This is a genomic window from Vibrio sp. nBUS_14 (assembly GCF_051201655.1).
GTDB lineage: Bacteria > Pseudomonadota > Gammaproteobacteria > Enterobacterales > Vibrionaceae > Vibrio.
In genome coordinates, this window is the sequence record NZ_CP179206.1 from 1320871 (window position 1) to 1347868 (window position 26998).

Sequence of the window (26998 nt, forward strand, 5' to 3'; positions counted from 1 at the left end):
TCGTCATGTTTGGAAGATTAACTCTAGACTCAATTCCCTACCACGAACCCATTATTTTGTTCACGTTAACCATGATCGCTTTAGTGGGCGGTTTAGTGGTGTATGCGGTAACAAAAGCCGGTAAGTGGCAATACCTTTGGAATGAATGGTTTACTTCTGTAGACCACAAAAAATTGGGCTTCATGTACATTGCTGTGGCAATGGTGATGTTAGTTCGTGGCTTTGCCGATGCAGTAATGATGCGCAGTCAGCAATTGCTTTCTGCAGCCGGTGAGACGGGCTATTTACCGCCGCATCACTACGACCAGATCTTCACGGCTCACGGCGTGATCATGATTTTCTTCGTCGCGATGCCTTTGGTTATTGGTTTGATGAACATCATCGTGCCATTGCAAATCGGCGCTCGTGATGTTGCATTCCCTTATCTGAATAACCTGAGCTTCTGGCTGTTTGTGGTGGGTATCATCCTAACCAACATGTCACTGGGCTTAGGTGAGTTTGGTCGTACGGGTTGGCTGGCTTATCCGCCGCTGTCTGGCATTGAGGCCAGCCCGGGAGTCGGGGTCGATTATTGGATATGGGCGCTGCAAATATCCGGTGTGGGTACCACATTAACGGGTGTGAACTTCTTCGCGACTATTTTGCGCATGCGCACTCCGTCTATGCCAATGATGAAGATGCCAGTATTCACTTGGGCATCTCTGTGTGCCAACATCCTGATCATCATCTCTTTCCCAATCCTAACGGTCACCATCGCGTTACTGACTTTGGATAGATACATTGGCACGCACTTCTTCACCAACGACCTTGGTGGCAACGTGATGATGTATGTGAACCTAATTTGGGCATGGGGACACCCTGAGGTGTACATCCTGATCTTGCCTATCTTCGGTGTGTTCTCTGAAGTGACTGCAACCTTCTCGCGTAAAAAACTGTTTGGTTATACCTCGCTGGTATGGGCGACAGTGGCGATCACTATTTTAGCGTTTGTGGTTTGGCTACATCACTTCTTCACCATGGGTTCTGGCGCCAATGTGAATGCCTTCTTCGGCATCGCGACCATGATTATCTCTATCCCAACCGGGGTTAAGATCTTCAACTGGCTATTCACCATGTACAAAGGTCGTATCCGCTTTACCACACCAATGATGTGGACGGTCGGTTTCTTAATCACCTTTACTGTTGGTGGTATGACGGGCGTATTGATGGCGGTTCCGGGTGCGGATTTCATTCTGCATAACTCGGTATTCCTGATTGCGCATTTCCACAACGTGATCATCGGCGGCGTAGTATTCGGTTGTTTTGCAGCGATTGGTTACTGGTTCCCGAAAGCGACCGGTTTCACTCTGAACGAGCTTTGGGGTAAACGCGCATTCTACTGCTGGATCATCGGTTTCTTGATGGCGTTCTTGCCGCTTTACGCTCTGGGCTTTATGGGCATGACGCGTCGTTTGAGCCAAGACATCAACCCTGAATTCTTCCCTCTACTGGCGGTTGCGGCTGCAGGTACGGGCGTGATTGCGATGGGTGTTGTGTGTCAGTTCGTGCAGATTTACGTGAGTGTTCGTGACCGCGACCAAAACCGTGATCTAACGGGTGACCCGTGGGGTGGACGTACATTCGAATGGGCAACGTCTTCACCACCGCCGTTCTACAACTTTGCAAAACTGCCTAAGGGCGATGAGATCGATTCGTTCTGGTATCAAAAGCAAAGTGGTGAGTTTGATCCAACTCAGGAAGAAGAATACGAACGTATTCACATGCCGAAGAACACACCGACAGGCATTTATGTATCTGCATGGGCGTTGGTATTTGGCTTCGCAATGATTTGGTACATCTGGTGGCTAGCGGCGGCAAGCCTAGTGGGCATCGTGGTGACGTGTATTCAACACAGCTACAACGACGATGTGGACTATTACGTGGAAGTTGAAGAGATCAAAGCGATTGAAGCAGCTCGACGTGCACAGCTTGAAGAAGCTAAAAAACAGTCAGTGAAAGGCGACAACTCTGGTTGTGGTAACAGCGCTGACGGTGACAGTGATAACAACGAAAATAAAGATGATTTGGAGACGACGTATGCAAGCTAATACTCCGTCACACACTTATGATCTTGCACACTCGCATGATCATCACCACGAAGCTGCGGGCAACAAGTTGTTTGGCTTCTGGGTTTACTTGATGAGTGACTGTGTCCTGTTTGCCACGCTTTTCGCGACTTATGCCGTGCTTGAGAGTGGATCTATCGCAGGGCCGACAGGTAAAGACATCTTTGAACTGCCGTTCGTGTTTGTCGAAACCATGATGCTGTTGTTCAGTAGTATCACCTTTGGTTTTGGCATGATTGCGATGAAGCGCAAAGACGTGACCGGACTGAAGCGATGGATAAAAGTCACTTTCGTACTGGGTTTAGCCTTTATCTGTATGGAAGTGTATGAATTCCATCACTTGATTTCAGAAGGCTATGGCCCTCAAGAAAGTGCATTTCTTTCTGCGTTCTTTACCTTGGTTGGCACACACGGTTTGCACGTAACGTTTGGTCTGATTTGGATGGCGGTGGCGTATCACCAACTTTCAACTAAAGGCTTGAACGACAACATGTCGATGCGTTTCCAGTGCTTGAGCTTGTTTTGGCATTTCCTTGATATCGTTTGGATTTGCGTATTTACCATCGTGTACTTAATGGGGGTGATGTAATGGAACAGGATCTAGACAGCGGTGCAACGGATTATGTGAAAGGCTTTATTGCGTCACTAATTCTGACCATTATTCCGTTCTACATTGTGTGGTCACATGCGCTACCAAGCACGGAAACTTACGTGATCTTGTTCGGTTGTGCGCTGGTGCAAATCTTTGTGCACTTTAAGTACTTCTTACATATGGAAGCGAAATCTTCCGATGGGCGTTGGAACTTGGTGTCACTGATGTTTACTGTCATTGTTGTATTGATTCTTATCGCTGGCTCGGTATGGATCATCTACAACATGAACGTCAACATGAAGTTGTAGGCCAAGGTATGCTGAAAAAATATTTGTCTATTACCAAACCGGGCATCATTTTCGGCAACCTGATTTCTGTTGCGGCGGGGTTCTTCCTCGCTGCAAAAACAGAACCAGCCAGTGCGATGTTGTTACTGACGACTTTAGCGGGTGTAGGGCTTGTGATTGCATCAGGTTGCGTTGTGAACAACATCTTTGATCGAGATATCGACCAGAAAATGAAACGTACCCAGAACCGTGACTTGGTTCAGGGTAATATCAACACAGACGTCGCATTTATCTATGCGTTAGTTATGTTGTTGGCAGGTACAGCGTTGCTGTTTCAATTTGTTAATCCGATGTCTGCGGTTGTGGTGTTACTTGGCTATGTGTTTTACGTCTTTTTCTACACCATGTGGTACAAGCGTAATTCCGTTTACGGCACCTTAGTTGGCAGTATCTCTGGGGCAGTTCCGCCATTAGTTGGTTACCTTGGTGTAACTAATTACTTGAGCTTAGAAGCGGTTTTGCTGTTCATCATGTTCTGCTTATGGCAAATGCCACACTCGTATGCGATTGCGATGTTCCGCATTCAGGATTACCGCGATGCAGGCATTCCTGTTTTACCGGTGAAAGAGGGCGTTGATAAAGCACATCAGCACATGAAAGCTTATGTGGTGGCGTTTGGCGCGGTTGCTCTGGGGTTATTTTTACTCGGAGAGGCGGGTTATGAATACCTAGCGGTGTCGGCAGCCGTTTGCTTTATGTGGACCAAAGTGACATTCCGCAAGGTTGATTGCCTCAACTACATTCAGTGGTCAAAGACCGTCTTCAAGGTCTCTCTGCTGGTGGTCATGAGTATCAGTGGCGTACTCGGACTGGAGCTGATTCCACTGCCTTTTTTGTGAGGTTTGAACAGGGCTTAGTCTATTAAGCTATTCGCACAAATAAAATACCCCGACCAGCGGGGTATTTTTGTTTGTCTTTTGTCTTTTGTCTATTCAACTCTTACGCGTAACTTGTTTACCAAGCGCCTAGGTAAGACTTGTGCGATTGTAGGCGAACGGTTGCTGCACCAATCACATCAATGAAGCCCCAGAATGGGTGAGGCTTCTCAGCTGAAATCCAAGCTGAGCCTGCTGCGCCAATTGGGATGTTGTAATCTTCTGGCTCGAAGATTTCGAGTACGATAGTACGGCCTAAGCCCATAGGCGAGACACGATAGCCAATAAACCTAGAATCACGGCACCGCTAATTGCAGTCCTGCCTTTCGTTTGTCAAATATCACCCTCAGCAAATCATCTGTATTAAATTTGTCATAACAAAAAATTATTACAATGAAAATTTTTGATAATTTCATTTATTTGCTGACAGTTCGTATATTTACCCTAGTAAAAAAGTGGACAACCTCCGGTCACGATTATATCGGCCACGTTGCTGAGCTAAAAAGGGTGAAATATGAAATTCCTACACACAATGATTCGAGTTGCTGATCTAGATAAGTCTATTGAGTTCTACACCAAAGTATTGGGTATGAAAGAGCTTGAGCGCCATGACAATAACGACTACCGCTACACCTTGGTTTTTGTTGGTTACGAGCAAGGCGGCACAACCATCGAACTGACTTATAACTGGGATACCAAAGAATACGAAATGGGTAACGCTTTTGGCCATTTAGCATTGGGTGTGGAAGACATTTACGCGGCGTGTGACAAGATTAAATCGCTGGGTGGCAATGTGACTCGCGAAGCGGGGCCATTAAAAGGCGGTTCAACACACATCGCATTTATCACTGACCCAGACGGCTACCAAATCGAACTGATTCAACTAGGTTAATCGAGGAAATGACAATGACAAACGCACTATTTCAATCAATTCAACTTGGTAACATCGAACTAAAAAACCGTATTGTTATGCCTCCGATGACTCGCTCTCGTGCAACGCAACCTGGGAATTCAGCAAACGAAATGATGGCTGTTTACTACGCTCAACGCGCTTCTGCGGGTTTGATTGTGGCAGAAGGCACACAGATTTCACCTTTGGGTCAAGGTTACGCTTGGACACCGGGTATCTACTCAGCAGAGCAAATCGCGGGTTGGAAAAAAGTAACGGATGCAGTACATAAAAAAGAGGGCGTTATTTTCGCTCAGCTTTGGCATGTAGGCCGTGTAACACACCCAGATAACATCGGCGGTGAACAGCCAATCTCGCCTTCTGCTATAAAAGCGGAAAACGTAAAAGTCTTCATCGATAGGGGCACTGATGAGCCGGGCTTTGTTGATGTGGTTGAACCTCGCGAGATGACTAAAGAAGACATCAAAGAAGTGGTTGAGCAATATCGCCAAGCGGCATTTAATGCAATCAAAGCAGGATTTGATGGCGTTGAACTTCACGCAGCAAATGGCTACCTGATTAACCAATTCATTGACTCTGAGGCGAACAACCGTACTGACGAATATGGCGGTTCAACTGAAAACCGCCTACGTTTCCTCGGTGAAGTGGTTGAAGCTATGGTTGAGGCGATTGGCGCTGACCGTGTTGGTGTTCGTCTTGCTCCGTTTACTTCGCTAAATGGCACGGTTGATGCGACGCCTGTAGAAACTTACACAGCAGTGGCAGCATTCCTAAATCTGTACAAGATCGTTTACCTGCATATCGCAGAAGTAGACTGGGACGATGCGCCTGAAACGCCAAAGGCATTCAAAGCTGCCGTTCGTGAAGCATTCAAAGGTGTTCTGATTTATGCAGGTAAATACGACAGTGAACGTGGCGAGCAAGCAGTCGAAGAAGGCGTAACAGACATGGTTGGCTTTGGTCGCCCGTTCGTTGCGAACCCTGATTTACCCGCCCGTATTCAAAATGGTTTTCCGCTAGCGCTGCACGATCCAAATACCTTGTTTGGTGGTGCAGAAAAAGGCTTAACTGATTACCCTGAATACGCAGGCTAAAAACTGCTGCCTGAAGCAGAGTATTGAGATAGTATCTTGATCCTGTTAAGAGTTTATAAAAAGCAACCGTGCAGAGTCAGGTTGCTTTTTTTGTTATTGGATCGAGTAAAAATGATGAACGTAAAAGCGATGCGTGGCGAGCTTTACCTCTTGTGTGCTACTTTGCTGGCGGGTGTTGGGTGGATTGCATCTAAGCTGGTGGTCATGGAAATGCCTGGGCCAGTGTTCATTGGTGTACGATTTTTTGCGGCAAGCCTGATTCTACTGCCATTCTGTATTCATCATATTCGCAAGCTACCTCTCAAGCAGATCCTATCGCTTTGTGGCGTTGGTCTATTGTTGTCTGCCTCATTGCAGGTATGGGTGTTTGCGGTCTCAGTGACAGAAAGCTTGTCTGAAGGGGCATTTATCATGAGCTTGGCCATGATCATCGCGCCATTTGTCTCTTGGGTCCTGTTCCGAGTTAAACCTAATCGTGCATTTTGGAAATCATTTCCTATCGCGATCATGGGTATGTTGCTGCTTACCCTAACCAACGGTTGGCACGTTGAACAAAGCCAGATCTATTTCCTATTGGCTTCAATGTTGCTCTCTGTTCATTTTGTGATGAACAAGCGTATTATCACCAATATCAAGCCAATTGCTTCGATTTGTGTACAGCTCTTTGTGGTCGGTATCAGTGGGATGGCGTTTGCGTCTATGACCGCTCAGCCGGAATTTGAAATCACCAAAACGCTCATCTTCTGGTTTATCGTGTCTGCTGTTATCTCGACTTCTATTCGTTATTTGCTACAAACGGTAGGGCAGCATTCTGTGAACATGGAAGTGGCTGCACTTATCATGATTCTAGAGCCAGTCTGGACACTATTACTCAGTGTGAGCATGTTGGGAGAAACGGTAGAAATGCAGAAATTGTTGGGTGGGGCAGTGATTATCGGTTCATTGTTTTGCTACATCAAATGGTCGCGAAGAAGATAAAACCCTCGTCTAGGGCGAGGGTCTATTGATGTCTAGTTTTTAAGCGCTTTCTTCAGCGCGAGTTATTGAGCTAGACAGCAACGACCATTTTCTTTAGTAAGCCGATCATCTGTTGTTGCTCTGTGCGTCAAGCTGTAGAAAAAACGGTAGTCAGAAAACAGCGAAGAGTAGGTCGCATCTTCATCATTGCCTAACCAAGTCCCGTGGTTCTCAAAGGTCAGTTCAAACAAGAAGCCGTGATATGGATAGTAGTAGTGTTCTCTTTCATCCCATAAGAATGAAAGCTTTGCTCTTGTGTCAGCTTGGTACTCTTCGTCAAATCCTGTCAACTTTAACAACAGCTTGTCACTCTCGTGTATCAACTTCAAAAGCAGAAACAGAGAAACTGGCAACAGTCGAAAGAACGGCTGTTGCCAAAAAAGAGTGTCGAGTCATGTATGGTGTTACGTCCAATGTAAAGTGAATAGCATTCAACTTTCATAGTTGGCGAGCGGCGATAATGAAACGTCATTAATACTAATTAATAGTAAGGGAATGGTAGGTCTCGGACATATATCGTACGAAAATAAATGCAATTGATAACATAGATAGTAAAAGTGGTGAGAAGGGCTCTCACCATTTGAGGGTTCTTTTCTTGCTTGTGATTTATTTGTTGATGGTGACTTTTGTAATCACGATATCTTCACATGGCACATCTTCATGTCCCCAGCGAGTGGTCGTTGGAGCAACAGCAATCTTGTTAACCACGTCCATGCCTGCCGATACTTTGCCAAACACTGCGTAGCCCCAACCTGCGTTGCTGGTCGCGGTATGATCAAGAAAATCATTGTCGTCAAGGTTGATAAAGAATTGGGCTGTTGCTGAGTGTGGTGCGTCAGTACGTGCCATCGCCACTGAACCAATCACGTTCTTTAGTCCACGGTTTGCTTCATTGACGATAGGTGCGTGTGTCGGTTTTTCTGTCATGTCGATGGTGTGTCCACCACCTTGAATCATAAAGCCTTCAATCACTCGGTGAAACGTAGTGCCTTCATAGAAGCCTTCTTGGCAGTATTTAAGGAAGTTTTTTGAACTTACTGGCGCTTTCTCAAGGTTGAGTTCTATCTCGATGTCGCCAAAGTTAGTGGTAAGAGTAATCATAAAGTTACCTAATGTAGACGTGCTGCTGAGTCGTGAATGACCAAATATGGTTGCAGTATATGAGAAATAACGGCGGATGCCAGTGAACAGTGATTCTGACGTATATTCAAGGACGATCTGAGTGATCTTCACACATCTGTTCTCAAGCTCACTTCACTTGTATAGACAAGAAAGCCAGCGAACAGGTCGCTGTCTTTTGATATTTTAAAGTCTATTTATTTTGACTAAAGCGTCAGAAGGTAGTTCACCAACGGGTTGTATTCTTCATAGCGGGTGATTTTTTCTGGTTTTACGATGTACTTGTTGTTGACCAATACACCCGGAACGCCAGTTAGTGTGCTCGCATCAAGTTGTTTATCAAAACGTTTCTGCATTGAATTAACTGCAAAGCCGTTGTACGTCGCATCAAACTTCTTCGCATCCAAACCGTTATCAATGAAGACTTGGCGTAATTCCGCTTCGTCTCTTGGTGTTTGTTTCATTTCGTGAATTTTAGCGAACATTGCTGGAATCATGTTGTCTTCAGTGTCTAGAGCTATCATGGTTGCGTAAGCTTTGGCCATTGGTACTGCCATGTCGTTGCCCATAAAGGCTACGTGCACTTTTTGGCAATCTGCAGATTCAGGTAAGTCTTGTTTAAGGTACTTGATTACCCCTTCAAATTGAGCGGCATTAATTGAAGCGCTCATGATTAGAGCTGCAAATAAGCTAAATAGCTTTTTCATTGGGTAATTTCCTAAATTCGGATGTCATTGTGTACAGCGATAACGCCGTTTATTGTGGTGGCAAGTATTGCAAAACAGGGACAAACGATTAAGGAATAGGAGGGCGGTATGGCGCTTGAGGTGCAATAATCGCTTTGTGTGAGGGTTCTTTTTCGATTAAAGCCAACGACTCGATTTGAGTGTCGAATGTTTCAGAAACGATGAGTGGTGGCTTTGTAGCCATGCTCGGTAAACTCTGCAGTGGCAGCGGCCACGATAAATTCGCGTTTTCTTTGACTCAGTGTTTTTTTACAGTCACCTGGATACTACTTAAGATGTGCGGTTAGCATTGCTTACGTCAATTTTACACCATGAAGTTTACTTTTAGAACACCAGTAAGTTTCTTTTTCGAATTTCGTTCCCTTAACGGTTGCGTCAACTATTAGCTTGGATTAAAGGAGTAGATAGCAGTGAGAGTGATTCAATCGCTTTGCAACACGCTATGGGTGTCATAGAATCGGTGAAGGATTGAATTTTTAGTGCTATCGACGGAAGAGAATTAATAATCAATGAGTAGTATTTTAGAGTGTATTCGTACTGTTGGACGAGGGGAAAGAGGGCGTAAGCCTTTATCGTTCGATCAAGCCTATCGCATCATGGATGAGTATTTAAGCGGAGAGGTCGGAGACGACCAAATGGCTATGCTACTTATGTTAATTCGTGTGCAGAATGAAACCAATGAAGAGATTGCAGGTTTTGTAAAAGCATTCCAATCGCGCGTTCCTGATCTAGGTGCCGATATTGATTGGCCTTGCTACGCCGGTAAGCGTAATGATACCGCGAGTGGTAAGCCGTGGAATCTACTGGCGGCAAAAATCTTAGCTGACAATGGCTACAAAGTGTTGATGCATGGCTATATGGATAAGCCAAGCGGGCGCACACACGCAGAAACTTATTTGGAGTTAGTGGGTGTTCGTCGTGCTGAAGACCCACAAGATGCAAAACAGATACTAGAAGTGGATGGTATTGCTTATTTGCCTTTGGCGAATTTCGCACCTGAAGCTCAAACCATGATCGGTTGGAAGCACCGCTATGGTCTGCGTACTCCAATCAACACCGTGGTTCGTGCATTAAACCCAGGCGGTGGTCGTTTAGGTTTACGTGGCAGTTTCCATCCTGGGTTCCCACAATTGCATGCAGAAGTAGAGCATGTGATTGGCAACAAATCTCATTCGGTCATTTCATTCAAAGGCATGAATGGTGAGTCGGAGTACAACCCTAAGGTTAGCCAAACAGTGTGGATGAGCTCTCCTGAGAAGGTGGAATCTTTCTATTGGGAAGGCACGATGAACGCAGAACTGCCTTTGCCTGCTGAGTGTGTACTGGGTTCACCGGAAGATGAGATGGAGCTGATGGCAAACAGTGTTGTGGACAGCATGACGGCAATTCTATTTGCTGAAACGCACAATAAAACCGAAGCGTACGAGAAGGCTGTTAGTTTTTGGGAAGCGTATTGTGCTCGCTAATCGATAGTTATTAGTGTTGTTATGATATTAACAGAAGGTCAGCGATTGCTGGCCTTTTTTGTGTCTGGCTGCTTCTACTAGTGGGCAAGTGATAAACGCTATTTTACTCGCATCAGTCGATGCATTGTGTCTTCAAATTTCAATTCAATCACTTGTGATATCTTCATCTTCTCTACACGTTCTAACATCGAAGGCTGATAGTGGCGTTTCTTCATCCATTCTAGCGGCTCATTAAAACCATCTTCATTATTGATTGTTGCAACCAGTGTGTTATCGGTTCCGTCTTTTCCTGAATAGATGTACGCGTACATGCTCTGTTGTGTTGCATTAAAGGCCCAATTGTAACCTTTAAGTTATTTATTGGGTGCAGGTTACAGGATTGGTTCATTCAGGCTAGTGCACTTAAGTAAGGTTAGGAAAGAATAAGTAAGGCTTTGTAAGGGCTCTTTTTTTCTTTTTTTTGACTCGTAAAAACACGCTCGAGCCTTTTACTGTCTCGTTTTAGGGGACTTGTAAGGTTTTGCCTATCAATAAAATTGTTGAAATCCATTTAGTAAAATCAAGATTTTAGACAACAATTAACTTAACGAGATAGAAAAGACATATCGAAAAGTATTTAGGGAGAACGCAATGCATTCAATAAAAGTGAAAGACTACATGACGCAGCAGGTTGTGACATTCACTCCTGATATGCCGTTAAGCCTAGCGTTAGATCGAGTGATGAAGAGTCATCATATGGGCGGCCCAGTTATCGATGAAACAGAACAAGTTATTGGATTTTTATCTGAGCAAGATTTACTAGAGAAATTGGTTAAGGTGAGTTATTTCTGTCAGGACACACACGTTGTGGGTGACTGTATGTACCAAGAGGTACTGTCCGTGTCACCTGATCTATCCATTATTGAGCTGGCTGACATGATGCAAGTAGGTAAACCAAAAGCTTACCCGGTTATCGATAATAGGAAGCTGGTTGGGATCATCACTCGAACCGATGTTTTAAGAGCAATCGGTAAGAACCTGGATGAATGTTTCAAACATCCTGTATAGTAGAGTGTTAAGAACGATTATTTTTCTCAACACCACCAATTAACAAAAGGCGCACTAGCGCCTTTTTTCTGTGTAGAGCTTTTCTGTATAGGTCAGGTTTTGTAGGTAAGCTTTTATAGACTTGTTTTTATAGATCGACTTTTGCCGACCTCAAGCCTATTGAGTTGTAGTTTGTGGTGTTTCAGCTTTTGGAGGTTTCATGTCAAATCAAACTGCAAAGTTTGTAGAAGGTTCAACGATGCGCCACATATTGGTGATGTCGGGAGCTGGCTCTGTCGGTTTGATGGCGTTGTTTGTCGTCGACTTACTGGACATGCTGTTTATCAGTATGCTCGGTCAAGTCGAGTTGGCGGCGGCAGTGGGTTTTGCAGGTACCTTAACTTTCTTCTCGACCTCAGTGTCGATTGGTACCTCGATTGCAATGGGAGCCTTAGTTTCTAAAGCGATTGGCTCAAAAAATAGAGACCAAGCCCGAAACTTAAGCACTAGTATTATGCTGACCGCATTCGTGATTAGTTCAACCGTTACTGCGATCATGTTTGCACACATCCCTGAATTATTGGCCGCGATTGGAGCCAAAGGTGTTGCTGCTGAACGTGCGCAGGCCTATCTGAAAATTTTGTTGCCGAGTGGGCCACTGTTAGCGTTGGCCATGGCTGCGGGTGCAGGCTTAAGAGCAGCTGGGGATGCCAAGCGTTCGATGTGGGCAACTTTGTCTGGTGGTATTGTTAACGCAATCTTAGACCCTCTCTTCATTTTTGGTTTTGGCTGGAACATCGAAGGGGCCGCGATTGCTTCTGTTATTGCGCGTGTCTCGGTTCTCTTTTTCTCACTGTATCCGTTGATACGCAGCCATCAGCTGGTGGCTCTGCCCTCGATGGTGCAGTGGCGTCTTAACATTCGTCCTATTGTTGCGATTGCTATTCCTGCAATTATTACCAATACCGCCACGCCGATCGGCAATGCGATTGTCACCACGGGTATTGCCCAATATGGCGAAGATTTCGTTGCTGGTTTCGCGGTGATTGGCCGTCTGACCCCGGTGTGTTTCGCGGTGATATTTGCGCTTTCTGGCGCTGTTGGCCCAATCATCGGGCAGAACTTTGGTGCTGATCGAGTAGACAGAGTGAAGGAGACGCTGAATAACTCATTGTTGGTGACCACGGTTTATACCATCGCGGTCTGTATTCTTTTGTACTTTGTTCAAGACTACATCATCCAAGGTTTCAGCCTACAAGGTGATGCGGCGATTATTGTCGCGGCTTTCTGTACCTATGTTGCTTTGACCTTCACATTCAATGGTGCACTCTTTGTCGCCAATACGTCGTTTAATAACTTAGGTAAACCACTGTATTCAACGGCGTTGAACTTAGGCAAAGCGACATTAGGGACTCTGCCTTTTGTTTATTTAGGATCGCAGTGGTATGGCGCTCTGGGCGTATTGTATGGACAAGCGCTGGGTAACGTCGTATTTGGTCTGCTTGGTATTTTGGTACTTCGTTATCATGTTGCTGAACTGATGGCGGGATCTCAAATCGACCCAGTCGAAGACGATGTATCGATTGTCAGCTTGAACACTCAACCTTTTTGTTCACATGATGCGGTTCTGATTGATGATGTATCAGCGAATAGAGAAGAGGCTACTGAGCTTAAGCAGCAGTAACACCATATAAGAACATCAATGGCTTTCGATAAAAAATCGAAGAGATTGATCACTTCTTCTTGACCTTGGAGTTACCTCCAAGGTTTATACTTTTAAGGAACTTAAGGTTTGGTTGCTCATTCTACTGGCAACAACCTTAAGGCTTTTTGAGTATTAAGGAGATACATTATGTGCGCAAAACATGCAGCGTGCCGCTCAACAAAAGTGGACGTTCAACCGCAAGCGATTGGGGCGACCTGTTCTAGTCCTAAAGTTACCAGCATTACAGCCGCAGGCACGTTATCATCATGCTGCAGTTCTACAACGGCTTCTGCACCAGCAGATGATTGTTGTGGTTCAGACAGTGGAGAAGAAGACCGGCTGCCCTTAACTGAGTCTCTTAACGCCCAATTTTCCAAAATTTGGCTGGTCTCTGGAATGGACTGTCCAGCTTGTGCTCGAAAAATAGAAAAAGCGATCAGTAACATCGAAGGTGTTATTGAAGCTAAAGTTTTATTCGCTACCGAAAAGCTTGTTGTTAAATTCGATAGTGAAAACCTTGCCGAAACCATCGAAAAAGTCTCTATCAAAACGGGCTTCCCATTGATGGAAGTGGGTTCCAAGAGACAAAAACAACAACCAGAGACTTTTTGGCAAGCTCATATCCAACCTAATTGGCAAATTATAGCGATTGCAGTCTCAATGCTGATCGCCGCCTTACTTAAAAGTTCTCAGCCTCAACTGAGCGAAGGCTTATTCGTCGCTACCTGTTTACTAGGGCTTTATCCTGTCGCAAAAAAAGCGGTTCAACTTGCCCGTTCAGGGACACCTTTTGCAATCGAAACATTAATGAGTGTCGCTGCTCTTGGTGCTTTATATCTTGGTGAAACCGCAGAAGCCGCGATGGTTTTATTATTGTTCTTGATCGGTGAACGTTTAGAAGCCTTTGCCTCGTCGAGAGCAAGAAGTGGTGTTCAAGCCTTAATGGCACTGGTTCCGGAGAATGCGACCAAGATCATTAACGGCGAACGTGTCGAAGTAGAAGTTAGCGATCTTGTTCCTGGCGATGTCATCGAAGTTGCGGCAGGATCTCGTCTGCCTGCTGATGGTCAACTAATCACCGATGCTGCAAGCTTTGATGAAAGTGCTTTAACGGGTGAATCTATCCCAGTTGAACACATCGAAGGTAACAACATCATGGCTGGTGCCGTGGTGGTTGATAAAGTCGTGCGTATTACGATTACTTCAAAGCAGGGCGAGAATGCGATTGACCGTATTTTACACCTGATAGAAGAAGCCGAATCTCGCAAGGCACCACTGGAGCGCTTCCTAGATAAATTCAGCCGCTGGTACACACCATTGATGATGGTTGTCGCGCTGTTGGTGATCATCACGCCGCCATTGTTGTTTGCTCAACCTTGGGAAACCTGGGTTTATCGAGGTTTAGCCTTGTTACTGATTGCTTGTCCTTGTGCACTGGTTATCTCTACGCCAGCAGCGATTACCTCTGGTTTGGCAGCCGCCGCAAAACGCGGTGCGCTGATTAAAGGCGGTGCGGCACTGGAGCAGCTTGGTAAAATTCAAACCATCGCTTTTGATAAAACGGGTACATTGACGGAGGGTAAGCCTCAGGTTACGGATATCCAACCTCTATCTGATTGGCAGCAAGACGCAATGCTACGCGTAGTGGCTGCAATTGAAGTAGGTTCAACCCACCCATTGGCACAGTCACTGGTTGCCAAGGTCAAAGATCTGAATATTGAGATTCCAGAATCTCAAAATAAGAAGGCGTTGATCGGCAGTGGTGTTGAAGGCGATGTTGATGGTGTTAAATACCAAGTTCTCGCACCGTCTAAAGTCACGTTTGACCTCGCTTCTGAAGTGGTGGAAAAAGTTGAAGCCCTTGAAGGCGAAGGTAAAACGGTTGTCCTTGCTCTAGAGGTTAAACATCAAGAGGAGCTTCAAGAGCAGGCGACCAAAGTGATTGGTCTGATTGCTTGGCAAGATACCTTGCGTAGTGATGCGAAAGTTGCGATTGAACGACTTAACGATCTCGGTATTCAATCTATCATGCTGACGGGTGACAACCCACGCAGTGCGGCTGCTATAAGTAGCAAGATTGGTATGCAGTATAAGGCGAACTTGCTTCCAAGTGACAAGGTGTCTTATGTTGAAGAGCTTTCTCAGCAATCGCACGTTGCGATGGTCGGGGATGGCATCAATGATGCGCCAGCGATGAAAACCGCCAACGTGGGTATCGCGATGGGAGGAGGTACTGATGTCGCCTTGGAAACTGCGGATTCAGCACTGACTCACAATCGCCTTACTGAACTGCCAGCGATGATTGAGTTATCGCAAGCAACCATGAACAATATTCGTCAAAACGTGGCTCTAGCGCTCGGTTTGAAAGGCGTGTTCTTGGTGACCAGCTTACTGGGTATTACCGGTTTGTGGGTTGCGGTATTAGCTGATAGTGGTGCGACGGCATTAGTCACATTGAACGCACTGCGTTTGCTGCGATTCAAATCTAAAGCGGATTGAGCACTTCTAGCTAATATCCACTATTTTGATACAAATAAACACCTTTAGCCTTAATAAGCTAAAGGCGTTTTTTGTCTCAATAGTATGCAACGTAGGCGTATGGTTTGCTTGTTTTTGTGATGCCAATCGGTTTTTCGTGAAACTTGAAGTCTTGTTGCGATCATTGGTGTGATGCGCATCACTTAATTTTATGGTGAGCTTGGTTAGAGTGTGTTTGTACCCCACGAATTTACTATGAGCTTAAATAAGGGTGAAAAGCCCAATAAGCCAAAAGGAGCGAACTATGTCTCAAGCTGTTTTCCATTTAGGTGTTACTGAAGCAGATCTTAACGGTGCTACTCTTGCGATCATCCCTGGTGATCCTGCTCGTGTACAAAAAATTGCAGAAGAGATGGAGAATCCAGTATTTCTTGCTAGCCATCGTGAATACACGCTTTACCGCGCAGAGCTAGACGGCAAGCCAGTTGTTGTATGTTCAACAGGTATCGGTGGTCCATCAACGTCTATCGCTGTAGAAGAGCTAGCTCAACTGGGTGTTCGCACTTTCCTTCGTGTTGGTACTACTGGCGCTATCCAACCACACGTAAACGTGGGTGACATGATCGTATCGACTGGTTCTGTTCGTCTAGACGGCGCTAGCCTGCACTTTGCTCCAATGGAGTTCCCAGCAGTTGCTGACTTCGAAGTAGCAACAGCAATGAAAGCGGCAGTTGACGAATCAGGTGCAACAGTTCATATGGGTGTAACGGCATCAAGTGATACGTTCTACCCAGGTCAAGAGCGTTACGACACGTTCTCTGGTCGCGTTGTTAAGCGTTTCCAAGGTTCTATGCAAGAATGGCAAGACATGGGCGTTCTAAACTTTGAAATGGAATCTGCAACACTGTTAACTATGTGTGCAAGTTCTGGACTGAAAGCAGGCTGTGTTGCTGGTGTAATCATCAACCGTACTCAAAAAGAGACGCCTGATCACGAAACGCTAAAAGTAACAGAAGCTCGTTCAATCAAAGTGGTTGTAGAAGCTGCTCGTAAAATGCTTTAAGTTGTATAAATGCTTTAAGTCTGTTTCCAAGATTTAAAAATGGCCGCATCGAATGATGCGGCCATTTTTTATGGGGTAAAGAAATTAAAAGCATAGATAGTTGAAAGATGAAAATAGAGCGAAATAGACGAATGGCCGGATAACAAAAAAGGCGAGTGATTTAATCGTCATTCGCCTTTTTAGATGTAATTAAGAGCGCTAAGCTCTCAAGAGTCAATTGGTTTTTAGCACTCTAAATCTTCATCACCACCGGCTGCGGTAAACCATACCGTTAGGTGTGTTTTCAGATCTTTCAATTCGTCAGGGCCAATCAACGCAAGGCCAAGGTCTTCTGCGCGTGTGATGTCATTATGACGAAGAGGGCGGAAGCTAACCAGCATGGCACGTGCTTGTAGGCCACCTAATAGGTCTCTCAGCGATTCCAGCTTGTACAAGGTATCATCACCATCATCACGCATGCCTTTGGTCTTACATTCGATGATGTGGAGCTTATTGTTCACGACAGAAGCAACATCAAGCTCATTACGAACCTCACGCTCACCTAATTGACGGTAAACTTGAACATTCAAAGAACGGTCTTGGATGGTCGGCATGTCATCTTGGATTTGTTTAACTGTACTGTGAACCAGAGTCTCTAGCCATTCGCCATTAGAGAAACGTCGTGCATCTTCATTGGCAAACGTCAAAATACCATTGTCATAAGTGGCAATCTTAGCTTCAACTAAATCACTCAGTAGCATGTTGAGTTCACGATAGCCTTGTTGTTTCTCAGACAGACCGACAGCGAGCTTTTGTTCTTTACGACAGGTGGTTGCAAGGTAGTTCAATGTTGCGAGGCCTGGGCCTAACTCTAATGCGTTACTTGCCCAACGTTCGCCCAGTTCATACAGCTTCTGGTCAAGTTGAGGAGATAGCTGTACATCGCTGAATTCACCACGAGCACCAAACACAGTTAGGTAGTCGTCGATGGTAATACGGTCTTGCACTTGTGCGTCTTCCTTGCCACTTGGGTATAACCAGCACAGCTTGTCACTGTTCGGTTCAACCACGAAGATTGGCCAATGATAAGTACGAAATACTTCGTACACAGAAAGTAGGCGGTGACGAAGGCCACAACTCGCGTTGAGTTTCACTTCTTCTCCACGAGCTTTGAGGTCTTCGGCAAGGGTTTGGATAGAGGCTTTAATCGCAGATGTATTTACGAGGGTTGGGATCTCGAAAAACTCACTGGTAATGTCGCGCTTCTGCAAAACACTGTCTAAGCGTTGGTACATGCTGACTTGATTCTTGTCGCCGATAAACACGATATGAGAGCTGATCGTTCGGTTATCGAGTAGGGGGGTGATCAAGCGAATGGGATCTTGATCGATAATGCCAACATGAACAGCCATATAAATTCCTTAATAGCGGCTCGCTCATAAAGGTGAAAGAAAAAAACGGGAAGCAGCAAGCCTTAATAATCATATAATGACAAAGATCATAAAAAACAAGGGCAAACCTTGATAAAAGTTGCCCTTGTTCAAATAGTTACCGCTATTGGGTAATAAGTCCCAATGTTTTCACTAAATATCTATCAATTTCTCAGCTACCTATAGCTTGAATTGATGAACCAAATCACCTTGCTGATTTGCCAGAATTGTTAGGTTTTGGCTCGCTTCTGCAATCGATGACATCGCTTGGTAACTTGCATCTGCAATGTGGTTGATGTCTTCAATGTTGCGCGCGATATCGCCAGAAGTTTCACTCTGCTCAGCAGCTGCTTGAGAGATGTGCGTACTCATATGGCTGATCTCTAGAATCAATGCTTGGATTTCTTCCATGGCACTGTTCGCACTTGAAGCTTGTTGAACCGACATGTCCATATCGCTCATACAACTTTCAATGACGTTGCTTGCCGTTTTCGAACTTGATTGCAGGTTGCTGATCATCGTCTCGATTTCAGACGTTGATTGTGTCGTCTTCTGTGCAAGCACTCGAACTTCATCGGCAACCACGGCAAAACCACGACCTTGTTCACCAGCACGCGCCGCTTCGATCGCTGCATTCAGTGCTAGTAGGTTGGTTTGCTCGGCAATCCCGCGGATCACATCGAGAATAGAACCAATCTGGCTACTCATCTGTTGCAACTCACCTACAGCACCTACAGATTCGGTCAAGCGAACCTCAAGTTGGTTAATGGTACTGATGTTGGTGTTCATGGTTTGACGACCAGATTCAGAAGCCGATTCCACTTGTTGAACCATGGTTAAAGAGCTTTGCGCACTGTTTGCCACTTCTTGTACTGAATGAGACATTTCTGTCATCGCAGTCGCTACGGTTGCCGTTTGTTCGCGTTGGCTGTTCAGTTGAGCCTGCGTTTCTGTAGAAGTTTTCTGGTTTACGCTTGCTGTCTTAGTTAAGTCATCGGAAGCGTCATTCAGCTTCACCAGAATATTGCGTAGATTGTCGGCCAAGGTGTTGATGTGACGGCTCACACGGCTGAATTCATTATCATAACGAATATCTATACGCTGAGTCATATCGCCTTCAGTCAGGCCTTCTAATGTGCCAAGAATACGAGTTAATGGCTCTCTTACACTGTGTGCAATGTGGTAACCAATTGCGGCTGCAAATACGGTAACAACAATACCAATTGCAATTGCGTTGAATAGGCCTTTGTCGTAGATACTGCTCGCGTCAGCTAAAGAGGCGTTGAGTTGCTCTTCAGCAGTCACGTTGAATGAATCCAATACCGCCATCGCTTGGTCAACTTCAACGGCTAAGTTTGCGATGTTGACGTACAGCGCTTGTTTCGCTTGCAGGTAGTTGTTGTGTTTGTCTAATACGCCGCCTTTCTGGCCTACGTCTTTGGTGAATTTTTGAACCGATTCATCGAAGACATTTTTAAGCGCAGGCAGTTGTGTCGCTAAACCACGGTATGCGTAGTTTAGGTGAGTCACGGCCTTCTTATTTTGGTTCACGGCTTTTTGCACGAAGGCTACATCAGAACTTGCTAGTGCATCTGAAGTGATAACCTCAGCATCTTGCAGTTTGATGAAGTAGCTTTTCGCCATTACTTTTACAGAGATGCTTTTCTGGTCGGCAACATACTCTTTCATCCCGACTGTTAATTCAGAATGTAAGCGTTGGAAATCACGCGATGCTTTTTGTACTTGTTCTTGTGCTTCGAACATTGTCACATAGTTGGTCATCGCTTCTGCGGCTTCAGTAAAGTAGCGATCTTCCATTGCTCTTAACTGATTAACACGCTCAACGAGAGTGATTTTGTCTTCACTTGCGGCTTCTAATCTTCCTAATGCTTCAGAGAAAGCGTCTTGTGATTCGACAAATGTTGAACGCATTACAGCCATACGTTCAACGTTTTGTGTGGTTAAGAAGTCCTTGAATGACTTATCAGCAGAGAGCAATTGGACACTTGTTTGATTTGAAAGCGCAACAAGCGGTAATGAGGTTTCTGAGACACTCTCAAAATTGCTGTGTATCTGATTCATGCTGTTCATCATGATGGTTATCGTGACTGCGAACATGATGATGATCAGTGCGAAACCAGCGTACATACGCTTGATCACAGATCCCTTCATGGCTTTCTCCCTAATAAAAATGCAGACCCAATGTCAGGTCAAAGTAAAACTAACAAAATTGTCAGCATTCTATTGAGCTCCGCTTGCGCATTTTATGACGCACACGTCAAAAATAACGCTCAGTTATAACCAATATGCCATTCTTGAGAGCTAAGACTCGTTTTCTTTGATTTGAACGGTGTTTTTTATTATGCTTTAAAGCAGATTTATTGTGGTTTGATGCGGCATAGCGCATACTCAAAGCATTAAAAACTCAATGTTTTATCGGAGAAAAACATGGCTGAAGAAACCATTTTTAGTAAGATCATCAATAAAGACATCCCAGCAGAACTGCTATATCAAGACGACTTAGTAACGGCATTCCGTGATATTAACCCTCGCGCTCCTAGCCATATCCTAATTATCCCTAACAAGCTGATCCCTACAACCAACGATGTTGAAATAGAAGATGAAGCAATGATGGGACGCATGTTTACTGTTGCCCGTAAGTTAGCGAAAGAAGAAGGCATCGCAGAAGATGGTTACCGTCTTATCGTGAACTGTAATTCTCACGGTGGCCAAGAGGTTTACCATATTCACATGCATTTAGTGGGTGGCCGTCCGCTTGGCCCTCTTTTAATGAGCTAATTAAAAGGCTAATGCGCTAACGAAAAAGTTAATGAGCGCGTTAATACAAGTTAATGGGTTAACTAACATAAACAGCCAGTTGGAAAATTTGTTGTTTGTATGCCAACTTTAAGTTTTATCTGTTGTCTGAATATCGGCATCACCCAGGCAGAGCTAAATTAAGCAGGTAGCAACTTGCATGAGATTCTTTTAACAACATGTTTCGTTTTGATAATGAGACACATAAAGTTGGCATGTAAACATGCACGGAGACGATAAGTGAAGCAACAGTTAAGATTCGCTTCCATTGCCCTATTATCGGCGTTGACCGCGGGTTGTGCGAGTATTTCTGCAGGGAGTCTGTTCAGTCATTACAGCGCGCAAAACAAAGATATCTATCAAGCAGTGAAATCTGGGGATTATTCAGAGGCTCAACAAGAGTTACCAGATTACGTAGCAGGCAATATCCTTGATAACTTTGAAAGAGGCCGAATTAATCTGCTTGATCAAAAATACCCTGAGAGTAAGTCTTCGTTTGAATTGGCTGATCAGGCAGTAAAAGATCAACAAAATAAAGCCGTGATTTCTATTTCAGACAGTGCAACCAGTGTGGGTGCGTTGGCTGTTAATGATAATATTACCGAGTATGTGCCGCCTGATTACGAGTTAGGCTTTCTTCATCTCTATCTCGGTTTAAATTATCTCAAGAAAAACGATTTAGAAGGTGCGGTGATCGAAATGCGTCGCGCCAACCAAGTTCAAGAACAAGCGAAGAAGCAACGTGAAGCTGAATTAGAAAGTGCAGCCAACGATGCGAAGAAGCAGGGTTTATCTGCCAATGTGGGTAGTATCCTTGCGAATTACCCAGACGCGGGTAAAAAGCTGCAGTCAGTACAGAACGCGTATCTGATGTTTTTATCGGGTCTGCTTTATGAAGCTTCAAACGATCTGAACAGCGCTTATGTAGACTATCGACGTGCTTTGGCTGTGATGCCAGAGAACCAAGAAATTATTGATAGAACGATGGCAACAGCCGCTCGTTTAGGAATGCGACAAGATTTAGCGACACTTGAAAAACGCTACAAACAATCTTCTAAGATTAGCAGCGGTCAAGGCCGTGTGATTGTGCTGCAAGAGCAGAGCGCTGTTCAAGCCATGGACAGTTGGCGTTTAGATTTACCTATTTATGACAGTCGCGATCAAGGTGCAATATATTCTCTGGCGCTGCCATATTACCCGAGCCAAAACGTAGAGCGTTTTTCTGCCTTACAAATCAGTGGACAGCCGTTACAAGAACATTTGATCACGGATGTAAACGCGATGGCTCAAAACGATTTATCTGAGCGCATGACAAGTATTGTTATTCGCCAAGCACTGCGTGTCGTCGCGAAAGATCGTATTCGTAAAGAAGCGACCCAAGGCAATGATGTGGGTAACATTCTGTTTAATGTCTGGAATACCTTTACGGAGCAACCAGACACGCGCAGCTGGCAATCTTTACCCGCAGAGATCAAGAGCAGCACGTTTGTAGCAAATAGCGGTCAATATACGTTAGAAGCGGGTGCTAGAACGTATGACTTTGATATTAGAGAAGGGCAGACCACCTTGGTTTGGATTTCTCGACAAGGCAATAACGCAACAATATGGCATAAACAGCTAGGGAGGCTGTAATGAAAAAGTGGTTAGTGAGCGTAGCAGCGGTCATCGCTCTGGCTGGTTGTGCTGATAACACAGCAGGCGTAAGGGTTGATAGCCTAACTCAAAACGTATTCTTTGGTGACAACGTGCTAGGCAGTCGACTTGTAGTTGATGATATCCGCACTGATCAAATTGATGGTCATACAAGAGGCATTGTTCGTTTAAACAGTGACTATAAAGGCGATCAACATATCCTTTATCGTTTCTACTGGTACGACGATGCTGGGCTTGAGGTCAACCTAAAGCAAGGCCCTTGGAAGCAAGCGATTGTTCGTGGCTTTGAAAGTATTTCGTTGTCGGAAGTGTCGGTAAACCCGAAAGCAACTCAGTTCCGAGTTCAGTTCCGAGAGCAGTAAGCTCTGCGAGAATAGACATAGTTAAAGTGAGCTCGGGTTAATATCGATTCGGGCTACAGAAAGCGGATTGATTCGCTAATATAAGAATTTAAGAGTGAGGGTAACCCCGCTCAGTGATAAGTTGAGGAAACAAAATGAAAAAGAGTGTCATTGCGCTACTAGGTTTAGCGGTTATTTTAGGCGGTTGTTCAAACAAGGTAAGCTACGGTGATGCACAAGCAGTAGAAACCACAACAATCGATTTCGGTTCAACAGATCTTCAAACGATTGCTGGCGAAATGGTCGATAGCATGATGGCTTCTGGTTCTGTTTCTTACATCACACGTGAGCAGCGTCCAATCGTATTCGTAGAACGCATCAAGAACAAAACCAGTGAGCACATTGATACTGAGTCAATCACTGACACCATCAGTACGAAAATGCTGAACTCTGGTAAGTTCCGCTTCGTTGATATGGACCGTGTAGAGTCTGTTCGTGACCAACTGAACTTCCAAAACAACGATGAACTTGTAAACCAAAGCTCAGCAATCCAGTTCGGTAAAATGGTTGGCGCTCAGTACATGTTGTACGGCAACCTATCAAGCATCGTGAAGAAAGACGGTAGCGATGAAGACGTATACTACAAAATGACCATGCGCTTAATGGATCTTGAGTCTGGCTTAATTGAGTGGGCTGACGAGACTGAAATCCGCAAGCAACAATCTAAGAGCCTGTTGGGTCTTTAATCTAGCTTACTTGCCAGTTAAGCGTAGCCAGCTTTGTCAACGCTCAGTCTTGACTGCGCTTAATCTTGGCAACATATAGCTTGGTCACAAGCCAATGCAGTACATGATGTGCTGTTAATAAAAGACACTGGCTTTTGGTCAGTGTCTTTTTTGTAGGGAAATGGAAACGTTTATAGGGAATGAGCAATGGCAATTTTTTCTTGGCCTGAGGCTAAGCTTCTTGATACCAGTTTGAATTCGCTGGGTGGGTACTTTTCTGAGTCACCAGCTAGGGCGCAGACGCTGACAGGCGGTTTGACCAATCGATGTTGGAAGTTGGTGTTAGCCGATGGCACTGCGTATGTTTGGCGTCCAATCACACCGATCACCAAAGCCTTCTTTATCTCTCGTCATGAAGAGTATCAAGTGCTTTCCGCAATTGAGCGTCTAGGTATCGGGCCAAGTCCAATAGTGGTCAATGAGCAAGGCTTATTGGTTGAATGGATTACGGGTGCGACTCTTTACGAAGGCTTAGAACTTGATGATTTGTTGAAGACTCTGATCTCGGTGCATTTGGTTAATACCGCGCGATTGCCGATCCAACCGTTCAGTTTCACAGCGCGAGTCGATCATTACTGGCTTCAACTTGATGCTATTCATAAAACTGAAACCTGCACCAAGATTTATCAAGAGTGGCGCGTGGCTCCAAGTATCCCAAGTGTTGACCTGTCTTTGTGTCATTTTGATCTTGGTGGCTATAACCTTGTGAAGAACCAAGATGGGATTAAGATCATTGACTGGGAATACGCGGCGCTAGCAGACCCGAGGCTCGACTTGACCTTAACGATTGCGGTTGCTGAGGCGCCAGTTATCGAAGCGGTCAATAAGTACTGTCAGCTCAGAGGCATTCATGATGTTCAGCCTTGGCTTGATGGCGTAGAGGCCTGGTTGCCACGAAGTCGAATGATGGCCATGTTGTGGTATTTACTGGCACATCAACTTTGGGGTGATGAAAGTTATCTGCGTGAAGCTGAGTTATTGAGTCACACTTTCTGTCGCTAGGATCACGTTTAGGAAGTGAAAAATATAACTTCTTTGGTGTTCCCTTTAAAACCTTATTTTTCATGTTAGATTAATTAAAACGTACCAATATTCAACAGGGAGGTACTAATGATTATTTATCTACATGGTTTCGACTCAACTAGCCCGGGCAATCACGAAAAAATACTGCAGTTGCAATTCATTGATGATGACGTTCGTTTCATCAACTACAGTACTTTGCATCCAAAGCACGATATGCAGCATCTTCTTAAAGAAGTGCATAAAGTGATAGAACAATCTGATGATCCGCACCCCATTATCTGTGGTGTTGGTTTAGGGGGTTTTTGGTCAGAGCGTATTGGTTTCTTATGTGGGATTAAGCAGGTGGTTTTCAACCCTAATCTGCAACCAGAGAACAATATGGTGGGGCGAATTGACCGTCCTGAAGAGTATGAAGATATTGCGACTAAGTGTGTCGCTCAGTATCGTATGAAAAACAAGGGACGCTGTTTGGTTGTGTTGTCTCGTGAAGATGAAATTCAAGACAATACGCGAACGGAAGCTGAACTTGGGGATTACTATGAGGTAATCTGGGATGAAAAAGAGAGTCATAAATTTAAAAAGATCTCTCAACACCTTCAAGCAATGAAAGTGTTTAAAAACGCCTAATTCACCCTTCTATTTTAAAAAAGCAGCACTCATTTGCGTGCTGCTTTTTTACATCTGAATCCTAGAAACGGGCATTGATAAAACAGTTGTATATGTTTTATCGATGAGTTTACGTATTTATAGATAAGCTTGCGCAAACGTTAACTAATTATCCCCGAATCCTCATTGAGGGTAAGGATTTTTGTTGCGGTCATCTTATTGCTATATATAATGTTCCTAGGCAGAATATTTTGATAAATATCAAGAAAAATTGAGAGCGAGTGATAAAACTTGCCCATTATTTGTGCTCTACCTCTCAGGTAGTCACCTTTTTATCCACGTGAGCAAAGCGACAAGCCAATGTTTGTTGTTTGTAATCCTTCTAACTACTCGGTGAGCTGTCGTTATTCTTTTTCGCGGTTATCCAATTTATAACAGCCTTCGCATTTAAGGCCGAGTAGATACATAGAATTTATCGGTTGGAGTAATCGAGCCGAATCCCATTTATTCATTTTGTAGAGGATTGCCATTGTGACAAAAATTATCGTAGTAGGCGGTGGTGCTGGTGGTTTAGAACTAGCAACTAAGCTAGGCCGCACTTTAGGACGTAAAAATCGTGCCCAGATTACTCTGGTTGACCGTAAAGCAAGCCACCTATGGAAACCATTACTTCATGAAGTAGCGACAGGTTCACTAGACGAAGGTGTTGATGCATTAAGCTACCGAGCACATGCAAAAAACCATTACTTCGATTTCCAAATGGGCAGCCTGAACGACATCGATCGTGAGCGTAAAGTGATTGCACTGAGCGAACTGAAAGATGACCACGGTGAATTGCTGATGCCAAGCCGTGAATTGGAATACGACATTCTAGTAATGGCAATTGGTTCAACATCAAACGACTTCAACACTCCTGGCGTTCATGACAACTGTATTTTCCTTGATAGCCCAGAACAAGCTCACCGTTTCCGTACGGAAATGAACAACCAGTTCTTAAAACTTCACGCTAAAAATGGTCAAAGCACTGTTGATATCGCGATTGTTGGTGCAGGCGCGACAGGTGTAGAGCTTTCTGCTGAACTGCACAACGCTGTGAAAGAGCTTCGTACTTACGGTTTTGGTGATCTAGATTCAAGCAAGCTGAACGTTAACCTTGTTGAAGCGGGTGAGCGAATCCTTCCAGCTTTACCACCTCGTATTTCGAGCGCAGCGCATTCTGAGCTAACTAAGCTTGGTGTTAAAGTGCGTACTAACACTATGGTGATTCAGGCTGATTCTGAAGGCCTAACAACCAAAGATGGCGATAAGATTCCAGCGCAAATTATGGTTTGGGCTGCGGGTATCAAAGCACCAGATTTCCTAAAAGATATTGGCGGTCTTGAGACTAACCGTATCAACCAATTGGTTGTGAAAAATACACTGCAAACCACGCTTGATGACAATATCTTTGCTATCGGTGACTTGGCACAATGTACACAAGCGGATGGTTCATTTGTTCCACCTCGTGCACAAGCGGCTCACCAAATGGCAAGCTGCGCATTCAGCAACATCATTGCTAAACTGAATGGTCGTGACCTGAAAGATTATGTCTATAAAGACAAAGGCTCGCTTGTTTCACTAAGCCGTTTCTCTACGGTAGGTAGTTTGATGGGTAACCTGACTAAAGGCTCAATGATGGTCGAAGGTCGCATTGCTCGTGTAGTTTACATCTCTTTGTATCGCATGCACCAAGTCGCGCTTCACGGCATCATAAAAACGTCGTTAATGATGTTGGTAGGCCGAATCAACCGTGTGTTGCGTCCAAATCTAAAGCTGCACTAA

General features: G+C 44.7%; 26 protein-coding genes and 2 pseudogenes. 19 read left to right on the forward strand and 9 right to left on the reverse strand.

Annotation, left to right across the window (positions count from 1 at the left end):
* Nucleotides 1-5: 5 nt before the first annotated feature.
* Genes cyoB through cyoE form a run of 4 tightly spaced genes read left to right on the forward strand, consistent with a single transcriptional unit; the run spans nucleotide 6 to nucleotide 3883 of the window.
* Nucleotides 6-2087: a cytochrome o ubiquinol oxidase subunit I gene (gene cyoB / locus ACMAZD_RS06180; RefSeq protein WP_435248936.1), complete on the forward strand. Its 2082-nt coding sequence runs from the start codon at nucleotides 6-8 to the stop codon at nucleotides 2085-2087.
* The gene (gene cyoC, locus ACMAZD_RS06185) at nucleotides 2077-2694 is read left to right on the forward strand and encodes a cytochrome o ubiquinol oxidase subunit III (RefSeq protein ID WP_246852990.1); all 618 of its coding nucleotides are present in this window, start codon (nucleotides 2077-2079) and stop codon (nucleotides 2692-2694) included. The genes cyoB and cyoC overlap by 11 nt, the downstream gene beginning before the upstream one ends.
* Entirely contained in the window at nucleotides 2694-3005 is a 312-nt protein-coding gene (gene cyoD, locus ACMAZD_RS06190) for a cytochrome o ubiquinol oxidase subunit IV (RefSeq protein WP_435248937.1), read from the forward strand. The genes cyoC and cyoD overlap by 1 nt, the downstream gene beginning before the upstream one ends.
* A gap of 8 nt (nucleotides 3006-3013) precedes the next feature.
* Nucleotides 3014-3883, forward strand: a complete 870-nt coding sequence (cyoE, locus tag ACMAZD_RS06195) for a heme o synthase (protein WP_435249336.1) — start codon at nucleotides 3014-3016, stop codon at nucleotides 3881-3883.
* A 115-nt stretch (nucleotides 3884-3998) separates the two neighbouring features.
* Here the strand turns inward: cyoE and ACMAZD_RS06200 are convergent.
* Nucleotides 3999-4181: pseudogene (locus ACMAZD_RS06200) on the reverse strand (hemolysin D); the annotation flags it as partial.
* Nucleotides 4182-4433: 252 nt separating this feature from the next.
* Here ACMAZD_RS06200 and gloA point away from each other — a divergent pair.
* The 3 genes from gloA (at nucleotide 4434) to ACMAZD_RS06215 (ending at nucleotide 6901) form a co-directional block, all read left to right on the forward strand.
* Nucleotides 4434-4811: a lactoylglutathione lyase gene (gloA, locus tag ACMAZD_RS06205; protein ID WP_435248938.1), complete on the forward strand. Its 378-nt coding sequence runs from the start codon at nucleotides 4434-4436 to the stop codon at nucleotides 4809-4811.
* Nucleotides 4812-4825: 14 nt separating this feature from the next.
* On the forward strand, nucleotides 4826-5923 hold the full coding sequence (locus ACMAZD_RS06210) for an alkene reductase (RefSeq protein WP_435248939.1): 1098 nt from the start codon (nucleotides 4826-4828) through the stop codon (nucleotides 5921-5923).
* Between the two features lie 111 nt (nucleotides 5924-6034).
* On the forward strand, nucleotides 6035-6901 hold the full coding sequence (locus ACMAZD_RS06215) for a DMT family transporter (protein ID WP_435248940.1): 867 nt from the start codon (nucleotides 6035-6037) through the stop codon (nucleotides 6899-6901).
* A gap of 62 nt (nucleotides 6902-6963) precedes the next feature.
* On the opposite strand, the gene ACMAZD_RS06220 is transcribed toward ACMAZD_RS06215, so the two are convergent.
* From ACMAZD_RS06220 to ACMAZD_RS06240, 5 genes and pseudogenes are all read right to left on the reverse strand, one after another.
* Nucleotides 6964-7230, reverse strand: coding sequence for a hypothetical protein (locus ACMAZD_RS06220; RefSeq protein ID WP_435248941.1), 267 nt, complete (start codon nucleotides 7228-7230; stop codon nucleotides 6964-6966).
* Nucleotides 7231-7546: 316 nt separating this feature from the next.
* Nucleotides 7547-8041: a peptidylprolyl isomerase gene (locus tag ACMAZD_RS06225; protein ID WP_435248942.1), complete on the reverse strand. Its 495-nt coding sequence runs from the start codon at nucleotides 8039-8041 to the stop codon at nucleotides 7547-7549.
* A gap of 224 nt (nucleotides 8042-8265) precedes the next feature.
* Complete coding sequence (locus ACMAZD_RS06230) at nucleotides 8266-8766, reverse strand: thiol:disulfide interchange protein DsbA/DsbL (RefSeq protein ID WP_435248943.1); 501 nt, start codon at nucleotides 8764-8766, stop codon at nucleotides 8266-8268.
* Between the two features lie 88 nt (nucleotides 8767-8854).
* Nucleotides 8855-8989, reverse strand: coding sequence for a hypothetical protein (locus ACMAZD_RS06235; RefSeq protein ID WP_435249404.1), 135 nt, complete (start codon nucleotides 8987-8989; stop codon nucleotides 8855-8857).
* A pseudogene (locus ACMAZD_RS06240) lies at nucleotides 8970-9047 on the reverse strand (TetR/AcrR family transcriptional regulator); the annotation flags it as partial. The pseudogene ACMAZD_RS06240 and the gene ACMAZD_RS06235, both read right to left, overlap by 20 nt.
* 267 nt (nucleotides 9048-9314) lie before the next feature.
* Here ACMAZD_RS06240 and ACMAZD_RS06245 point away from each other — a divergent pair.
* Entirely contained in the window at nucleotides 9315-10271 is a 957-nt protein-coding gene (locus ACMAZD_RS06245) for a glycosyl transferase family protein (protein ID WP_435248944.1), read from the forward strand.
* Nucleotides 10272-10369: 98 nt separating this feature from the next.
* Here ACMAZD_RS06245 and ACMAZD_RS06250 read toward each other — a convergent pair whose 3' ends face one another.
* Complete coding sequence (locus ACMAZD_RS06250; RefSeq protein WP_435248945.1) at nucleotides 10370-10582, reverse strand: hypothetical protein; 213 nt, start codon at nucleotides 10580-10582, stop codon at nucleotides 10370-10372.
* A gap of 319 nt (nucleotides 10583-10901) precedes the next feature.
* On the opposite strand from ACMAZD_RS06250, the gene ACMAZD_RS06255 reads away from it, so the two are divergent.
* From ACMAZD_RS06255 to udp, 4 genes are all read left to right on the forward strand, one after another.
* Entirely contained in the window at nucleotides 10902-11318 is a 417-nt protein-coding gene (locus tag ACMAZD_RS06255) for a CBS domain-containing protein (RefSeq protein ID WP_435248946.1), read from the forward strand.
* A gap of 199 nt (nucleotides 11319-11517) precedes the next feature.
* A complete protein-coding gene (locus ACMAZD_RS06260; RefSeq protein WP_435248947.1) occupies nucleotides 11518-12981 on the forward strand; it encodes an MATE family efflux transporter in 1464 nt (487 codons plus the stop codon).
* 168 nt (nucleotides 12982-13149) lie between these two features.
* Nucleotides 13150-15501, forward strand: coding sequence for a zinc/cadmium/mercury/lead-transporting ATPase (locus ACMAZD_RS06265; protein WP_435248948.1), 2352 nt, complete (start codon nucleotides 13150-13152; stop codon nucleotides 15499-15501).
* Between the two features lie 283 nt (nucleotides 15502-15784).
* Entirely contained in the window at nucleotides 15785-16543 is a 759-nt protein-coding gene (udp, locus tag ACMAZD_RS06270) for a uridine phosphorylase (protein WP_004736272.1), read from the forward strand.
* 224 nt (nucleotides 16544-16767) lie between these two features.
* Here udp and ACMAZD_RS06275 read toward each other — a convergent pair whose 3' ends face one another.
* Both ACMAZD_RS06275 and ACMAZD_RS06280 read right to left on the reverse strand, forming a co-directional pair.
* Entirely contained in the window at nucleotides 16768-17934 is a 1167-nt protein-coding gene (locus tag ACMAZD_RS06275; protein ID WP_435248949.1) for a DUF1887 family protein, read from the reverse strand.
* A 198-nt stretch (nucleotides 17935-18132) separates the two neighbouring features.
* Nucleotides 18133-20124 (reverse strand): methyl-accepting chemotaxis protein, encoded by a 1992-nt coding sequence (locus ACMAZD_RS06280; RefSeq protein WP_435248950.1) that lies wholly within the window; start codon nucleotides 20122-20124, stop codon nucleotides 18133-18135.
* A 276-nt stretch (nucleotides 20125-20400) separates the two neighbouring features.
* Between ACMAZD_RS06280 and hinT the strand changes: the two genes are divergently transcribed.
* The 7 genes from hinT (at nucleotide 20401) to ACMAZD_RS06315 (ending at nucleotide 26998) form a co-directional block, all read left to right on the forward strand.
* The gene (gene hinT / locus ACMAZD_RS06285; RefSeq protein ID WP_435248951.1) at nucleotides 20401-20751 is read left to right on the forward strand and encodes a purine nucleoside phosphoramidase; all 351 of its coding nucleotides are present in this window, start codon (nucleotides 20401-20403) and stop codon (nucleotides 20749-20751) included.
* Between the two features lie 258 nt (nucleotides 20752-21009).
* On the forward strand, nucleotides 21010-22401 hold the full coding sequence (locus ACMAZD_RS06290; protein WP_435248952.1) for a COG3014 family protein: 1392 nt from the start codon (nucleotides 21010-21012) through the stop codon (nucleotides 22399-22401).
* A complete protein-coding gene (locus tag ACMAZD_RS06295; RefSeq protein ID WP_435248953.1) occupies nucleotides 22401-22784 on the forward strand; it encodes a YcfL family protein in 384 nt (127 codons plus the stop codon). Before ACMAZD_RS06290 ends, ACMAZD_RS06295 begins: the two co-directional genes overlap by 1 nt.
* Before the next feature lie 134 nt (nucleotides 22785-22918).
* Nucleotides 22919-23509, forward strand: a complete 591-nt coding sequence (gene lpoB / locus ACMAZD_RS06300; RefSeq protein WP_017107631.1) for a penicillin-binding protein activator LpoB — start codon at nucleotides 22919-22921, stop codon at nucleotides 23507-23509.
* 186 nt (nucleotides 23510-23695) lie between these two features.
* Nucleotides 23696-24550 carry a phosphotransferase gene (locus tag ACMAZD_RS06305; RefSeq protein WP_435248954.1) on the forward strand — a complete coding sequence of 285 codons (855 nt, stop codon included), beginning with the start codon at nucleotides 23696-23698 and terminating at the stop codon, nucleotides 24548-24550.
* A 108-nt stretch (nucleotides 24551-24658) separates the two neighbouring features.
* Nucleotides 24659-25198, forward strand: coding sequence for an alpha/beta hydrolase YcfP (ycfP, locus tag ACMAZD_RS06310; protein ID WP_435248955.1), 540 nt, complete (start codon nucleotides 24659-24661; stop codon nucleotides 25196-25198).
* Between the two features lie 510 nt (nucleotides 25199-25708).
* A complete protein-coding gene (locus ACMAZD_RS06315) occupies nucleotides 25709-26998 on the forward strand; it encodes an NAD(P)/FAD-dependent oxidoreductase (protein WP_435248956.1) in 1290 nt (429 codons plus the stop codon).

What these genes read in the sequence shown, in the direction of transcription:
- gloA (WP_435248938.1), top strand. Translation starts at nt 4,434, where the DNA reads ATGAAATTCCTACACACAATGATTCGAGTTGCTGATCTAGATAAGTCT.
- cyoD (WP_435248937.1), top strand. Translation starts at nt 2,694, where the DNA reads ATGGAACAGGATCTAGACAGCGGTGCAACGGATTATGTGAAAGGCTTT.
- lpoB (WP_017107631.1), top strand. Translation starts at nt 22,919, where the DNA reads ATGAAAAAGAGTGTCATTGCGCTACTAGGTTTAGCGGTTATTTTAGGC.
- ACMAZD_RS06295 (WP_435248953.1), top strand. Translation starts at nt 22,401, where the DNA reads ATGAAAAAGTGGTTAGTGAGCGTAGCAGCGGTCATCGCTCTGGCTGGT.
- ACMAZD_RS06210 (WP_435248939.1), top strand. Translation starts at nt 4,826, where the DNA reads ATGACAAACGCACTATTTCAATCAATTCAACTTGGTAACATCGAACTA.
- ACMAZD_RS06225 (WP_435248942.1), bottom strand. Translation starts at nt 8,041, where the DNA reads ATGATTACTCTTACCACTAACTTTGGCGACATCGAGATAGAACTCAAC.
- ACMAZD_RS06230 (WP_435248943.1), bottom strand. Translation starts at nt 8,766, where the DNA reads ATGAAAAAGCTATTTAGCTTATTTGCAGCTCTAATCATGAGCGCTTCA.
- cyoE (WP_435249336.1), top strand. Translation starts at nt 3,014, where the DNA reads ATGCTGAAAAAATATTTGTCTATTACCAAACCGGGCATCATTTTCGGC.
- ACMAZD_RS06250 (WP_435248945.1), bottom strand. Translation starts at nt 10,582, where the DNA reads ATGTACGCGTACATCTATTCAGGAAAAGACGGAACCGATAACACACTG.
- ACMAZD_RS06260 (WP_435248947.1), top strand. Translation starts at nt 11,518, where the DNA reads ATGTCAAATCAAACTGCAAAGTTTGTAGAAGGTTCAACGATGCGCCAC.
- ACMAZD_RS06235 (WP_435249404.1), bottom strand. Translation starts at nt 8,989, where the DNA reads ATGGCTACAAAGCCACCACTCATCGTTTCTGAAACATTCGACACTCAA.
- ACMAZD_RS06305 (WP_435248954.1), top strand. Translation starts at nt 23,696, where the DNA reads ATGGCAATTTTTTCTTGGCCTGAGGCTAAGCTTCTTGATACCAGTTTG.
- ACMAZD_RS06215 (WP_435248940.1), top strand. Translation starts at nt 6,035, where the DNA reads ATGATGAACGTAAAAGCGATGCGTGGCGAGCTTTACCTCTTGTGTGCT.
- cyoC (WP_246852990.1), top strand. Translation starts at nt 2,077, where the DNA reads ATGCAAGCTAATACTCCGTCACACACTTATGATCTTGCACACTCGCAT.
- hinT (WP_435248951.1), top strand. Translation starts at nt 20,401, where the DNA reads ATGGCTGAAGAAACCATTTTTAGTAAGATCATCAATAAAGACATCCCA.
- cyoB (WP_435248936.1), top strand. Translation starts at nt 6, where the DNA reads ATGTTTGGAAGATTAACTCTAGACTCAATTCCCTACCACGAACCCATT.
- ycfP (WP_435248955.1), top strand. Translation starts at nt 24,659, where the DNA reads ATGATTATTTATCTACATGGTTTCGACTCAACTAGCCCGGGCAATCAC.
- ACMAZD_RS06265 (WP_435248948.1), top strand. Translation starts at nt 13,150, where the DNA reads ATGTGCGCAAAACATGCAGCGTGCCGCTCAACAAAAGTGGACGTTCAA.
- ACMAZD_RS06280 (WP_435248950.1), bottom strand. Translation starts at nt 20,124, where the DNA reads ATGAAGGGATCTGTGATCAAGCGTATGTACGCTGGTTTCGCACTGATC.
- ACMAZD_RS06255 (WP_435248946.1), top strand. Translation starts at nt 10,902, where the DNA reads ATGCATTCAATAAAAGTGAAAGACTACATGACGCAGCAGGTTGTGACA.
- ACMAZD_RS06245 (WP_435248944.1), top strand. Translation starts at nt 9,315, where the DNA reads ATGAGTAGTATTTTAGAGTGTATTCGTACTGTTGGACGAGGGGAAAGA.
- udp (WP_004736272.1), top strand. Translation starts at nt 15,785, where the DNA reads ATGTCTCAAGCTGTTTTCCATTTAGGTGTTACTGAAGCAGATCTTAAC.
- ACMAZD_RS06275 (WP_435248949.1), bottom strand. Translation starts at nt 17,934, where the DNA reads ATGGCTGTTCATGTTGGCATTATCGATCAAGATCCCATTCGCTTGATC.